Here is a 12,999-nt window from a genome sequence, read left to right on the forward strand (position 1 = left end):
TCAGCATCATGCCGCATCGCGAGAACACCCTCGAGGCGGAGACCACGACGGCGGATCTCGCGGCCGGGGACGGGGGCGGTAACACGCCGCCCCCGTCCCCGGCGCGCCGGCCCCGCTCGCGCGGGCTCGGCTGGGCGGGTCGCCTCGAGGTCCTCATCCTCGTCGGCCCGGCCCTGGTCGTCTTCCTGGCCTTCGTCATCTTCCCGGTGCTGATGGCGGCCTACTACGGCTTCTTCAGCTGGGGTGGGTACGGCCCGGCGACCGATTTCATCGGGCTCCGCAACTACGTCAACATCCTGACCGACCCTGCCTTCATCGAAGCCCTCGGACACAACGGCTTCATCGTCGTCTTCTCCCTGATCCTGCAGGGACCCGTTGCGATCCTGCTGGCCCTTCTCCTGAACCGACGGATGCGCGGGCAGTCGCTCATCCGTGTGCTGATCTTCGTTCCCTACGTGATCGCCGAGGTCGTCGTCGGCACGGGCTGGAGCCTCATGCTCCAGACCAACGGCGCCGTGAACGGCATGCTCGAAAAGCTCGGGCTGGGCGCGTTCCAGCAGGACTGGCTGTCGAATCCGGACATCGCGATCTGGACGCTGATGGTGATCATCACGTGGAAGTACATCGGGTTCGCCGTCATCCTCTTCCTCGCGGGGCTCCAGGGCATCCCCGAGGAGCTGTACGAGGCAGCGGCGCTCGACGGCGCCAGCTTCTGGCAGATGCAGCGCACGATCACGCTTCCCCTGCTGGCCCCGACCATCCGGATATGGGCGTTCCTGTCGATCATCGGCGCTCTGCAGCTGTTCGACCTCGTCTACATCATCTGGGGCCAGTACGTCGCTGCGACCGCGGGCACCTCGACGATGGCGACCTACATGGTGGCGACCGGTCGCAACGCCGGCAACTTCGGCTACGGCAATGCCGTGGCGGTCGTGCTGTTCGTGATCTCGCTGATCGTCGCCCTGATCTATCAACGCTTCGTGCTGCGCCGTGACACGGCCGGCGCGATCACCGAGGGGAAGCGATGATGGCCACGCTTGCACCGACCGTCTCCCGTCCGACATCCCGCACCGGACGCAGCCGCGGTGCGGCCAACCGTGCCCGCGGAAACCCCGGGGTGTGGTTCGTCGCGCTGGTCGTGATCGCGCTCATGCTCGGTCCGGTGATCTACATCATCATCGGCGGGTTCCGCACGAACTCCGAGATCACGACCGATCCGGCCGGGTTCCCCTCCGTGTGGAACGTCAACAACTACCTGGATGTGCTCACGGGCGGGGTGTTCTGGCAGCAGGTGCTGAACTCCACGATCGTCGCGGTCGCAACCGCCGTCGGTGCCGTGACCCTCGGGCTGATGGCGAGCTACGTGCTGGCGCGTTACTCGTTCCGTGGCCGCGGAGTCCTCTACGCGCTGTTCGCCGCGGGGCTGATGTTCCCCCTGACGGTGGCGATCACACCGCTCTACATCATGGTGAGAAACCTCGGGCTGATGAACTCGCTCGGGGGCATCATCCTGCCGCAGATCGCGTTCGCCCTGCCGGTCACCATCATCATCCTGGTGCCGTTCCTGCGTGCCATCCCGGACGAGATCCAGGAGGCCGCGTTCATCGACGGCTGCAGCCGGCTGGGGTTCTTCTGGCGGATGGTGGTGCGGTTGTCGATGCCCGGGGTGATCACCACCGGCATCCTGGCGTTCATCGGCAGTTGGAACGCGTACCTGCTGCCGCTGTTCATCCTGAACAACGACGCGATGTTCACGCTCCCGCTGGGGGTGCAGAGCTTCTCGTCGCAGTACTCGGTCGATACGGCGAAGGTCATGGCGTTCACGGCGCTGTCGATGCTGCCGGCCCTGCTGTTCTTCAGCATTTTCGAGCGCCGCATCGTCGGCGGTCTGACGGGAGCGGTAAAGGGATGAGCACGGTGGATGTACCTGCGGCGTCGGCCCGGGTACGGGAACTTCTCGCGCGCATGACGCTCGAAGAGAAGCTCGCGCAACTGGTCGGATTCTGGGTCGACAAGGGTGATGAGGCCGTCGCGCCGATGGCCGGCGAGATGTCGGTCGCGGCGCAGTACGAGCAGGCGATCGTCGACGGCATCGGCCATCTCACCCGGGTGTACGGCACCCGGCCGGTGGACCCCGTCGAGCGGGCGCAGTGGCTGTGGCAACAGCAGCGGTATCTGCGTGAGAACACCCGCCTCGGCATCCCGGCGATCGTGCACGAAGAGTGTCTGACGGGGCTTGCGGCATGGAAGGCCGCCACATACCCGACGCCGCTGGCGTGGGGGGCCTCGTTCGATGCGGAGCTCGTGGAGGAGGTCGGACAGGCGATCGGCGGGTCGATGCGCGAGCTGGGCATCCATCAGGGACTCGCGCCCGTCCTCGACGTCATCCGTGACGCCCGGTGGGGACGGGTCGATGAGTGCATCGCCGAAGACCCCTACGTCGTCGGGCTGCTCGGTACGGCCTATGTGCGCGGCCTGCAGTCGGCGGGCGTGCACGCGACGCTGAAGCACTTCGTCGGGTATTCCGGGTCGAGGTCTGGACGCAACCACGCCCCGGTCCACGCCGGATCCCGCGAGGTGCGGGACGTCCTGCTGCCGCCGTTCGAGATGGCCGTTCGAGAGGGCGGGGTGCGATCGGTGATGAACTCTTACGCCGAGATCGACGGTCTGCCGGTGGGCGGCGTGCCCGACTACCTGACGGGGATCCTCCGCGACGAGTGGGGATTCGACGGCGTCGTGGTCTCGGACTACTTCTCGGTCGCGTTCCTGCACACGATGCACGCGATCGCCGCCGACCTCGGGCAGGCCGCGGAGTTGGCCCTCGCCGCCGGGATCGACGTCGAGCTCCCGACCGGGCACGCGTTCCTGGCTCCGTTGGCCGAACGCATCCGTGCGGGGCTCGCCGACGAGGGACTCGTCGATCGTGCCGTCTTGCGGGTGCTGGCGCAGAAGGACGAACTCGGGTTGCTCGATGAGACCTTCGACGAGCCACCCGCTGATGTCGACCTCGACTCGCCCCGCCACCGGGCTCTCGCTCGGCGGCTGGCCGAGGAATCCCTCGTCCTGCTCACCAACGACGGCACCTTGCCCCTGCAGGCACCGTCGCGCATCGCGGTCATCGGTCCGAACGCCGACTCGCCCGAGGCTCTGATGGGGTGCTACTCGTTCGCGAACCACGTGCTCGCGCATCACCCGGGGGTGCCTCTCGGGTTCGAGATCCCGAGCGTCCTCGATCGGCTGCGGACGGAGTTTCCGGATGCGTCGATCTCGCACGCTGCCGGTTGCGCGGTCGAGGGAGAAGACCGCACGGGGTTCGCTGCGGCTGTCGAGGCGGCCGCGTCTGCGGACGTTGCGATCGTGGTCGTCGGCGACCGCGCCGGGTTGTTCGGGCGAGGCACGGTGGGGGAGGGCAACGACGTCGAGTCGCTGGATCTGCCCGGCGTGCAGCGCGAGCTCGTCGAGGCGGTCGCGGCAACGGGGACCCCGGTCATCCTGACGCTTCTCACGGGTCGCCCCTACGCCCTCGCGTGGGCCGTCGAGGGTGCTGATGCGCCGGCCGCGGTCGTGCAGGCATTCTTCCCCGGTGAAGAGGGCGGTGGGGCGCTCGCGGGCGTCCTATCGGGTCGAGTTGCGCCCTCGGGTCGTCTGCCGGTGTCGCTGCCGCGTTCGGCGGGGGCGCAGCCGTACTCGTACCTGCACCCGATGCTCGGCGGTCCGAGTCCCGTCACGAGCGCAGACAACGCCCCCGTCCTGCCCTTCGGACACGGCCTGACCTACACCCGGTTCGAGCGCTCGGCGCTCACGACCCCGGCGGCTGTGCCCGCCGAGGGGGAATTCGAGGCGAGCGTCCGCGTGACCAACGTCGGTACCCGCGCCGGGACGGATGTCGTCCAGCTGTACGCGCACGATGTGTACGCCAGCGTGACCCGACCGGTCGCGCAACTGCTCGCGTTCGAGCGCATTTCCCTCGAGCCGGGGGAGTCCGCCGTCGTGACCTTCACGGTTCCGACCTCGCGGCTGGCGTTCACCGGACGGGAGGGGTTTCGCATCGTCGAGGCCGGAACGATCGAGGTCTGGGTCGGGGCATCCTGCGCCGAACGCGAGACCGAGACGGTCGTCGACATCGTCGGCCCGGATCACCGCGTCGGTACGGAGGATCGTCTGATCGTCCGGGTCCAGACCGCGGCGGTAGGCGACCCGACGCGCGTCTGAGCACCGGTCGTCGTCCCCTCTCGTCGGGAAGGATGGCGACAGAGAATCCCGGCGCGCTCATGCATGCGCTACAGAGAGGACAACACCTGTGACCGAGCATCTGCGCGTCGCCGTCATCGGCACCGGATTCATGGGGCGGATGCACGCCCATGCGTGGCGGAGCGCCCATCGATTCTTCGACCTGCCGCGGACTCCTGCTTTGCGGGTGCTCGTGGGGACGGATGCGGAACGGACCGCGGGGGCCGCGTCGCGCTGGGGCTTCGACGAGGCGGCGACGGACTGGCGGAGTGTGATTGAGCGCGATGACATCGACGTCGTCGACATCTGCACTCCGGGCGACACGCACGCCGAGATCGCGCTCGTCGCGCTCGCCGCGGGCAAACACGTGATGTGCGAGAAGCCGCTCGCGAACGGTGTCGCCGATGCCGAGAGGATGGTGGCCGCCGCGGACGCCGCGACCGCGCGCGGCATCGTCAGCATGTGCGGTTTCAGCTATCGACGTACGCCCGCGCTCGCTCTCGCGCGGCGAATGGTGGCGGACGGCCGGATCGGCGAAGTCCGGCACGTGCGGGCCCAGTACCTGCAGGACTGGTTGAGGGATCCGGAGGCTCCCTTCACGTGGCGACTCGACAAGGATCGGGCGGGATCCGGCACGCTCGGGGACATCGGAGCGCACAGCATCGATACGGCGCAGTGGCTGACGGGCGACGACATCGTCGGGGTTTCGGCGATGCTCCGCACCTTCGTCCCCACGCGACCCGTGCTGGACGAGCAGGTCGGGCTGGGCGGGCGGGCTCGGGTCGATGCGCAGCGTCGTGCTGTGACCGTCGATGACGCGGCCGCGTTCACCGCGGAGTTCGCCGGTGGGGCTCTGGGCGTGTTCGAGGCGACCCGTCTGGCGACCGGACACCGCAACTCCAACCGCATCGAGGTCAACGGCGACCGCGGATCGGTCGCTTTCGACTTCCGCTCGATGAACGAGCTCGACTTCTACGACGCGGAGGACCCGCTGGGCGAGCAGGGTTTCCGACGGATTCAAGCGAACGAACCGGAGCATCCGTATGCCGACGCCTGGTGGCCCGCGGGCCACGGTCTCGGGTACGAGCACCTGTTCACGCACCAGGTCGTCGACCTCGTGAACGCCATCGCGGGCGACGGAGAGGTCGCCCCGACGTTCGCCGAGGCGGCCCGCGTGCAGCGGGTGCTCGCCGCGGTCGAACGGAGCGCCGCCCAGCAGAGCACGTATGTCGCCGTCGAAGGAGAGAACGCATGACCGCACGCAGGGCACTCATCGTCCGCGGGGGGTGGGACGGGCACAGCCCGGTGGAGGCGACGGACCTGTTCGTCCCCTTCCTCGAGAGTCACGGATTCGCGGTTCGCATCGAGGGCTCGAACGAGGTGTATGCCGACGAGGCCGCGATGTCCGACACGGACCTCATCGTGCAATCGGTGACGATGTCCGAGATTTCGCGCGAGGCGTTCGCTGGCTTACGGACGGCGGTCGAGCGTGGCACGGGGCTCGCCGGATGGCACGGCGGCATCGCCGACTCGTACCGGAACACCTCCGATTACCTGCAGTTGATCGGGGGGCAGTTCGCGACCCACCCCTCGAAGCATCCGGACATCTGTGCCGGGGATGAAACCGACAGCTTCCTGCCGCACGCGATCGAACTCACCGACCTGGGCCGCGAGCACGACATCATGGCCGGGCTCGAGGACTTCACGCTCAACACGGAGCAGTACTGGGTGCTGCACGACGATCTGATCGACGTGCTCGCGACCACGACGCATCCGGTTCAGCCGTACCATCCGTGGCATCGCCCCATCACGTCGCCCGCGGTGTGGACGCGGCTGTGGGGCGCGGGTCGTGTTTTCGTCGCGACACCCGGGCACAGCCTCGATGTCCTGCGCGACGACAACGTCCGGACGATCATCGAACGGGGGATGCTGTGGGCCAGCCGCACGGAATCGGCATAGTCGGGCTGGGGGTCATCTCGCGCCAGTACCTGGCGACGCTGCAGGGTCTGCCGGGCATCCGGATCGTCGCGACAGCCGACCTGGATGCCGCCCGTGCCGCAGCGGTCGCTGCCGAGATCCCCGGCTGTCGCGCCCTGACCGTCGGTGAGCTCGTCGCCGACCCGGCCGTGCAGACGGTGATCAACCTCACGATCCCCGCAGCCCACGCCGAGGTCGCGCTCGCCGCTCTGGCGCGCGACAAGAACGTGTACGGCGAGAAGCCGCTCGCGGCGACGTTCGTCGAGACGGCCGGGATGATGGATGCCGCGGGTACCGCGTGGATCGGGGCGGCACCCGACACCGTGCTCGGCACGGGGATCCAGACCGCGCGCGACGCGGTCGACTCGGGCGCCATCGGCCGTCCCACGGCTGCCTCGGCGACGTGGGTCTCAGCGGGGCACGAGGCATGGCATCCGCACCCCGACTTCTACTACCGCGACGGCGGCGGCCCCCTGTTGGATATGGGCCCCTACTACCTCACCTCGCTCGTGCACCTGCTGGGGCCGGTCGCGCGGGTATCGGGGTCGTCGTCGCGCACGCGCGACGCCCGGCGCATCGGTTCGGGGCCGCGCCTCGGCGAGATCATCCCGGTCGAGGTCGACACGCATGTGGCCGGCGTGCTCGAGCATGTCGGCGGCGCCGTGTCGACCGTCACGTTCAGCTTCGACGCGGCGGCGACCACCGCGGCACCGCTCGAGGTCCACGGCGAGGCGGGAAGCCTGACGGCCCCGGACCCGAACCTGTTCGAGGGCGAAGTACGCGTGCGAGGTCTCGGTCAGGAGTCCTGGACCGCACTTCCGCCGAGCGCTGGATATGAGGGCGCCGGACGCGGGATCGGCGTCATCGACTTCCTGCGCGGCGGCGATCGCGCGAGCGGAGCGATGGCGCTGCACGTCCTCGAGATCATGACGGCCCTCCTCGATTCCGCCCGCGAGGGCCGCCGGATCACCCTGCGGACGACCGCCCCGCGTCCCCCGCTCGTCCCCCTCACGTCCCACGACGAATGGAGCACGACATGACCTCCTACGCACGCGCCGTCATCGACCTCGACGTGACCGGTCACCGGATCAACCGGCACATCTACGGCCACTTCGCCGAGCACCTGGGCCGGTGCATCTACGACGGATTCTGGGTGGGCGAGGATTCACCGATTCCGAACGAGCGCGGCATCCGTCTCGACATCGTCGAGGCGCTGCGGGCGCTCGACATCCCGAACCTGCGTTGGCCCGGCGGATGCTTCGCCGACACGTATCACTGGAAGGACGGCGTCGGGCCTCGTGAGTCACGTCCGGCGATCGCGAACACCAACTGGGGTGACGTGCTCGAGAACAACCACTTCGGCACCCACGAGTTCATGGACCTGTGTGATCTGCTCGGCACCGATGCGTATGTGAACGGCAACCTCGGTAGCGGCACCGTGCAGGAGATGGCTGACTGGGTCGAGTACCTGACGCGCGACGACGACAGTCCGATGGCCCGTCTTCGGCGCGAGAACGGTCGCGCCGAACCGTGGAAGGTGCCGTTCTGGGGCCTGGGGAACGAGGCCTGGGGATGCGGCGGCAACATGTCCGCCGGACACTACGCGGACGAGGCCCGGCGTTACGCCACGTTCTGCCGCGACCACGGGGGCAACACGCTGACGCGGATCGCCGCGGGTGCGAACGAAGGTGACCTGGAGTGGACCCGCACGCTGATGAAATCGGTGACCGAGTGCGCGGGGTGCACGATGGGGGCCGAGCCCGTTTACCAGGCGATCTCGTTCCACTTCTATACGCATTCCGGTACGGGCATAAACACGGAGGATGCCGCCGGCTTCACCACCGAGCAGTACTACGCGACGCTCGCCTACGCCTCCGAGATCGAACGGCTCATCCGCGGACATGTCGCGGTGATGGACTCGTACGATCCCGACGGCCGCATCGGGCTCGTCTGCGATGAGTGGGGCACGTGGTGGAACGTCGAAGAGGGAACGAACCCCGGCTTCCTGTTCCAGCAGAACACCGTGCGAGACGCTCTCGTCGCGGGCATCCATTTCGACGCCTTCCATCGCCACGCCCGCCGGATCTCGATGGCGAACATCGCCCAGACCGTCAACGTGCTGCAGGCGATGGTACTGACGGACGGCGACAAGCTCGTGCTGACCCCGACGTACCACGTGTTCGAGATGAACAAGGGGCACCAGGATGCGGCGCAGCTGAGCGCGCACGTGCTCGAGGTGCCCGCGGCGCCGGTCGCGAGCACGGAGCTGGCGCTGCTGTCGATGTCGGCGTCGACGAAGGACGAGGGGGCGCTCATCTCGCTCACGCACCTCGCGGTCGACGACTCGCTCGACGTGTCGATCGACCTGCGGGGCCGTGGGGCGAGCGTGCGCCGGGCGCGGGTGTTGACGGGCGACGCGCCGGACGCGTTCAACGCGCCGGGCGACAATCCGCGGGTCGCGCCCCGACCGCTCGACACGACCCTCGAGGGCGGTGTGCTGCGGCTCCGGATGCCGCCGCACTCGTTCGCGACGATCGAGCTCGACCTGTCGTGACCTGACCGGGTCAGCCCGCCAGCGCCCGGTGCACGGAGGCGACGGCGCTCGACCCCTCGCCGACGGCGGCCGCGACCCGCTTCATCGACCCGCGCCGCACGTCCCCGGCGGCGAACACGCGGGGCAGGGATGTCTCGAAGGGGAGGGGTTCGCGGCCCAGCGCGCGCCACTGCATGCCGAGCGCCGAGATGTCGACGCCCGTCCGCAAGAATCCGTCGCCGTCGCGATCGAGCGACGACAGCCACGACGTGGCGGGATCTGCACCGATGAAGCAGAAGAGGCCGCGCGCGCTCACCTCTCCGACACTGTCGATACTGACCCGTTCGAGCGACGAGTCGCCGCCCAGCCCGATGACGCGGGATTCGGTGTGGACCTCGACCCGAGGGTCCTCGAGCAGACGATCGACCAGGTACGACGACATCCGGCCGCCGAGGTGATCGCCTCGGACGACCAGGCGCACGGGGCAGCCGTTCGCCGCCAGATACAGCGACGCCTGCCCGGCCGAGTTCGCCCCGCCCACGACGACCACGGGGGATTCGAGCACCTGGCGCAGCTCGAGCTGAGTCGCGGCGTAGTAGATGCCCGCCCCTTCGAAGTCCGGCCAGCGCTCGAGCGGGAGCCGCCGATACGCGGCGCCCGAGGTCACGATCGCACTGCGGGCACGGATGACGCGGCCATCGGTCAGCGTGACGTCGAGCAGGTCGCCGACGGGCGTGAGGTCGACCGCCTCACAGGGGGCGTAGACGCGCACCCCGAACTTGAGGGCCTGCAGCGACGCCTGCCCGATCAGATCCTCGCCGCTCACGCCGAACGGAAAGCCCAGAAAGTTCTCGATGCGCGAGGTCGTGGCCGCTTGCCCTCCCGGTGCAACCGCGTCGAGCAGGACGGTCGACAGGCCCTCGGACGCGCCGTAGATCGCGGCGGCGAGACCCGCGGGACCGGCCCCGACGACGACCAGGTCGACGACAGCGTCCGCCACGCCCTGGTAGCTCAGCCCGAGGCGGTCCGCGACGAGTCCCGGGGTGGCACGCACGAGGGGTTCGCCCTGGATGAAGGCGACGGGCAGGTCGTCTTCGGCGAAGTCATGGTGGTTGAAGTACTCACGGTCGTCAGGTGTGATCTCGTGCGCCGAATACACCAGGTCGAGTCGCTCGGCGAAGCGGCGGAGCGACATCAGTTCGGGTGATGAACCCGTGCCCACCAGTTTGAGGGTGAGCGCCGCCGGCCCGCGTCGCAGGCCTTCTCGCCGAGCCCAGAGCGCGTGGAGGACGATGTCGCACAACTCGTCGTCCTCGGCCATGAGCCGGCGAAGGCCGGCACGGGTGACGCGATAAACGGTGCCCGCCCGGGTGACCCGCGCGGAGAGGAACGCGCCCTGGCCGTTGAGCAATCCCAGCTCGCCCACGAAGCTCCGCGGACCCATCGGAGCGATCACCGCTTCGTCGAGCCACCCCAGGGCGTCGCGCACGACCTCCACCTCGCCGGAATCGACCAGGATCAGGTCGTACTCGGCATCTCCCGAACGGAAGACGAAGTCTCCGACCTCCGTCTGCTGCGCGGTCCCGTACGTGAGCATCCGTTGCCACTGCGCGGTCGTCAGCGTCGGCATCTGGATTTCTGAACCCATGTGCACAGGGTAGTCACGCGCAGCGGGTGGGGAACGGATGCTGGCAGATTCCTCTTTTCGTCGAAAGCCTGCATCCGAAACGGCCGCTCGCGCCGAATAACTCTCTGAGACCTCACTGCAGCCCAGACCGAAAGGTAGGGATGATCATGGCAAAGAAGCCGGATCAGACGACCACCGTCGAGTACGACCGCGCGGGAGGGGTCGAGGTGCTCGAATCGCGACCGCGCCCGCTGCCGCCGCCCGGGCATCGCGAGGTGACCGTCCGGATCATCTGCGCCGGGATCAGCCACATCGACGGTTTCATCCGGTCGGGCAACGAGGCGGACTGGGATGAACCGTGGCCGCGCAGATCCGGCAGCGACTTCTCCGGCGTCGTGGTCGCGGTCGGCGACCAGGCCGCGCCGTTTCGGGTGGGATCGGATGTCATCGGTCACGTCCGATCCGGAGCCCACGCGACGTTCGTGAACGTCCCCGTCGCCGCGCTCGTGCCGAAGCCTCGAGGCGTCAGCTGGGAAGCGGCGGGCGGCATGTTCCTGGCGGGGGCGACGGCGCTCGACATCCTGGATCAGCTCAAGATCGGACCGTCCGACACCGTCGTCATCTCGGCGGCCGCGGGGGGAGTGGGAAGCATCCAAGCGCAACTCGCGAAGCACCGCGGAGCGACGGTGATCGGCACGTGCGGCGACCGGAACTTCGACTACCTGCGCCAGCTCGGCATCAAGCCCGTGCGGTACGGGGACGGGATCGCCGACCGGATCCGCAAGGCCGCGGCGGGCGCACCCATCACGGCGTTGATCGACAATTTCGGTCAGGATGGGTCAACGCTCGCCGAAGAGCTCGGGCTGCCCGAGAAACGGCACCGATCGAGCGCGGATCGCCGCGAAACCGAGCTGCGGCTGCTGCAGGCCGACCCCGAGTCCGTCGCGTACGGCACGCAGCTGTTGTCGCGCTTGGCGGTCCTCGCGCAGGCTCGGGGTTTCACGCTCCTGATCTCCGGCCTCTACCCGCTGGACGAGATCAGGGAGGCCTACGCCGACCTGCAGAAGCTGCACTCGCGGGGAAAGGTGCTGATCGGGACGAACATGGTCACGACCTTCCGCACGCTGAGGGCGCGCGATGTGCACGAAGCGGCGGGCTGAGTGGGCGCATCCGAACTCACGGCTCGCTCCCAGCTTCGCGGGACCAAAATGGCGCACTCTTCCGTTCTCTTCTATGACGCGACAGCCAGCCGCGTCTGAGCGAGGAGGAACCGTGGCGAACGACTATCGCAAGACTCCCGAGGCGCTTTCGCGCCTCACCCCGGAGCAGTACCGGGTGACGCAGGAAGAGGGCACCGAGCCCGCCTTCCGCAACAAGTACTGGGATCACCACGAGCAGGGCATCTACGTCGACGTCGTGTCGGGGCAGCCGCTCTTCTCGTCCACCGACAAGTACGACAGTCGGAGCGGTTGGCCGAGCTTCACCCGCCCGATCGACTCGGCTGCCGTCACCGAGAAGGTCGACCGGACGCTGTGGATGAAGCGCACCGAGGTGCGCTCGGCCGGTGCCGACAGCCACCTGGGCCACGTCTTCGACGACGGTCCCCGCGACGCGGGCGGGCTGCGCTATTGCATGAACTCGGCCGCGCTGCGATTCATCCCCGTCGCGCAGCTCGAGGCCGAGGGTTACGGTGAGTTCCGCGCCCTCTTCGGCGGCACCGGCGCTACCGACACCACGACGACAACTCAGGAGCAGACATCATGACCGATGACGGAAGCATCACCCGCACCCCTGGAACCGAGACGGCCGTCCTTGCCGGTGGCTGTTTCTGGGGCATGGAGGACCTGATCCGCCGCCAGCCCGGTGTGCTCGACACGCGTGTCGGCTACACGGGTGGGCAGAACGAGCACGCGACCTACCGCAACCACCCGGGTCACGCTGAGGCGGTCGAGATCGTGTTCGACCCGACGAAGACGACGTACCGCGACATCCTCGCGTTCTTCTTCCAGATCCACGACCCGTCAACCCTGAACCGCCAGGGCAACGACATCGGATCGAGCTACCGCTCGACGATCTTCCCCCTCAGCCCCGAGCAGGAGAGCGTCGCGCGCGACACGATCGCCGACGTGGACGCCTCGGGTCTCTGGCCGGGCAAGGCCGTCACGACGATCGAGCCCGCGGGTCCGTTCTGGGAGGCCGAGCCCGAGCACCAGGACTACCTGCTGCGCATCCCGAACGGTTACACCTGCCACTTCCCCCGCCGGGGATGGGTGCTGCCGAAGCGCGAGGCATCCGCCAGCGTCTGACGCACGCACGCACGTCGCCTGAAGCGTGAACGAAGAAGCCCGCCGCACACTCTGCGGCGGGCTTCTTCGTTGAGTGAGGGATCAGGACAGGTTCGAAAGCAGCGCGCTGCCGCCCACGATGAGAAGTGCCCACAGGGGAAGGCTGAGTACGGCTCCGACGACGAGTCCGCGGAGCGCCGAGGTGCCCTCGGCCCGCTCGACGGCGTACTCGCGAACCCACGCCTCGGTGGGGGTGACGCGGGCGGGTTCGCTCGTGACGATAGACGACATGGAACGCCGTCACTTTCTCCCCGTAAACTCCCCAGAGCCGGTAGGTATATGAGAAC

General features: G+C 68.4%; 12 protein-coding genes. 10 read left to right on the forward strand and 2 right to left on the reverse strand.

Annotation, left to right across the window (positions count from 1 at the left end; genetic code table 11):
* Positions 1-8 precede the first annotated feature (8 nt).
* The 7 genes from ACIQ0W_RS08155 (at position 9) to ACIQ0W_RS08185 (ending at position 8,761) form a co-directional block, all read left to right on the forward strand.
* On the forward strand, positions 9-1,028 hold the full coding sequence (locus ACIQ0W_RS08155) for a carbohydrate ABC transporter permease (RefSeq protein WP_396642265.1): 1,020 nt from the start codon (positions 9-11) through the stop codon (positions 1,026-1,028).
* Positions 1,025-1,912 carry a carbohydrate ABC transporter permease gene (locus tag ACIQ0W_RS08160; RefSeq protein ID WP_396642266.1) on the forward strand — a complete coding sequence of 296 codons (888 nt, stop codon included), beginning with the start codon at positions 1,025-1,027 and terminating at the stop codon, positions 1,910-1,912. Before ACIQ0W_RS08155 ends, ACIQ0W_RS08160 begins: the two co-directional genes overlap by 4 nt.
* Positions 1,909-4,212, forward strand: coding sequence for a glycoside hydrolase family 3 N-terminal domain-containing protein (locus ACIQ0W_RS08165; RefSeq protein WP_396642267.1), 2,304 nt, complete (start codon positions 1,909-1,911; stop codon positions 4,210-4,212). Before ACIQ0W_RS08160 ends, ACIQ0W_RS08165 begins: the two co-directional genes overlap by 4 nt.
* Before the next feature lie 88 nt (positions 4,213-4,300).
* Positions 4,301-5,485, forward strand: a complete 1,185-nt coding sequence (locus ACIQ0W_RS08170) for a Gfo/Idh/MocA family protein (protein ID WP_396642268.1) — start codon at positions 4,301-4,303, stop codon at positions 5,483-5,485.
* Positions 5,482-6,189, forward strand: coding sequence for a ThuA domain-containing protein (locus tag ACIQ0W_RS08175; RefSeq protein ID WP_396642269.1), 708 nt, complete (start codon positions 5,482-5,484; stop codon positions 6,187-6,189). Before ACIQ0W_RS08170 ends, ACIQ0W_RS08175 begins: the two co-directional genes overlap by 4 nt.
* On the forward strand, positions 6,162-7,247 hold the full coding sequence (locus tag ACIQ0W_RS08180; RefSeq protein ID WP_396642270.1) for a Gfo/Idh/MocA family protein: 1,086 nt from the start codon (positions 6,162-6,164) through the stop codon (positions 7,245-7,247). The genes ACIQ0W_RS08175 and ACIQ0W_RS08180 overlap by 28 nt, the downstream gene beginning before the upstream one ends.
* Positions 7,244-8,761, forward strand: a complete 1,518-nt coding sequence (locus tag ACIQ0W_RS08185; RefSeq protein WP_396642271.1) for an alpha-N-arabinofuranosidase — start codon at positions 7,244-7,246, stop codon at positions 8,759-8,761. Before ACIQ0W_RS08180 ends, ACIQ0W_RS08185 begins: the two co-directional genes overlap by 4 nt.
* A 10-nt stretch (positions 8,762-8,771) precedes the next feature.
* Here ACIQ0W_RS08185 and ACIQ0W_RS08190 read toward each other — a convergent pair whose 3' ends face one another.
* A complete protein-coding gene (locus tag ACIQ0W_RS08190) occupies positions 8,772-10,388 on the reverse strand; it encodes an FAD-dependent oxidoreductase (protein ID WP_396642272.1) in 1,617 nt (538 codons plus the stop codon).
* A gap of 146 nt (positions 10,389-10,534) precedes the next feature.
* Here ACIQ0W_RS08190 and ACIQ0W_RS08195 point away from each other — a divergent pair, with 146 nt between their 5' ends.
* From ACIQ0W_RS08195 to msrA, 3 genes are all read left to right on the forward strand, one after another.
* Positions 10,535-11,527, forward strand: a complete 993-nt coding sequence (locus ACIQ0W_RS08195) for an NADP-dependent oxidoreductase (RefSeq protein ID WP_396642273.1) — start codon at positions 10,535-10,537, stop codon at positions 11,525-11,527.
* 112 nt (positions 11,528-11,639) lie between these two features.
* Positions 11,640-12,131 (forward strand): peptide-methionine (R)-S-oxide reductase MsrB, encoded by a 492-nt coding sequence (gene msrB, locus ACIQ0W_RS08200; RefSeq protein WP_396642274.1) that lies wholly within the window; start codon positions 11,640-11,642, stop codon positions 12,129-12,131.
* The gene (msrA, locus tag ACIQ0W_RS08205; protein WP_396642275.1) at positions 12,128-12,673 is read left to right on the forward strand and encodes a peptide-methionine (S)-S-oxide reductase MsrA; all 546 of its coding nucleotides are present in this window, start codon (positions 12,128-12,130) and stop codon (positions 12,671-12,673) included. Before msrB ends, msrA begins: the two co-directional genes overlap by 4 nt.
* Positions 12,674-12,754: 81 nt before the next feature.
* Here the strand turns inward: msrA and ACIQ0W_RS08210 are convergent, their stop codons facing one another.
* The gene (locus ACIQ0W_RS08210) at positions 12,755-12,943 is read right to left on the reverse strand and encodes a hypothetical protein (RefSeq protein WP_396642276.1); all 189 of its coding nucleotides are present in this window, start codon (positions 12,941-12,943) and stop codon (positions 12,755-12,757) included.
* Positions 12,944-12,999 lie beyond the last annotated feature (56 nt).

It is taken from the genome of Microbacterium sp., from assembly GCF_044340635.1.
GTDB lineage: Bacteria > Actinomycetota > Actinomycetes > Actinomycetales > Microbacteriaceae > Microbacterium.

Bases quoted from the DNA above. Each gene is read 5' to 3' on its own strand.
- ACIQ0W_RS08155 (WP_396642265.1), top strand. From the start codon at position 9: ATGCCGCATCGCGAGAACACCCTCGAGGCGGAGACCACGACGGCGGAT.
- ACIQ0W_RS08160 (WP_396642266.1), top strand. From the start codon at position 1,025: ATGATGGCCACGCTTGCACCGACCGTCTCCCGTCCGACATCCCGCACC.
- ACIQ0W_RS08165 (WP_396642267.1), top strand. From the start codon at position 1,909: ATGAGCACGGTGGATGTACCTGCGGCGTCGGCCCGGGTACGGGAACTT.
- ACIQ0W_RS08175 (WP_396642269.1), top strand. From the start codon at position 5,482: ATGACCGCACGCAGGGCACTCATCGTCCGCGGGGGGTGGGACGGGCAC.
- ACIQ0W_RS08185 (WP_396642271.1), top strand. From the start codon at position 7,244: ATGACCTCCTACGCACGCGCCGTCATCGACCTCGACGTGACCGGTCAC.
- ACIQ0W_RS08190 (WP_396642272.1), bottom strand. From the start codon at position 10,388: ATGGGTTCAGAAATCCAGATGCCGACGCTGACGACCGCGCAGTGGCAA.
- ACIQ0W_RS08195 (WP_396642273.1), top strand. From the start codon at position 10,535: ATGGCAAAGAAGCCGGATCAGACGACCACCGTCGAGTACGACCGCGCG.
- msrA (WP_396642275.1), top strand. From the start codon at position 12,128: ATGACCGATGACGGAAGCATCACCCGCACCCCTGGAACCGAGACGGCC.
- ACIQ0W_RS08210 (WP_396642276.1), bottom strand. From the start codon at position 12,943: ATGTCGTCTATCGTCACGAGCGAACCCGCCCGCGTCACCCCCACCGAG.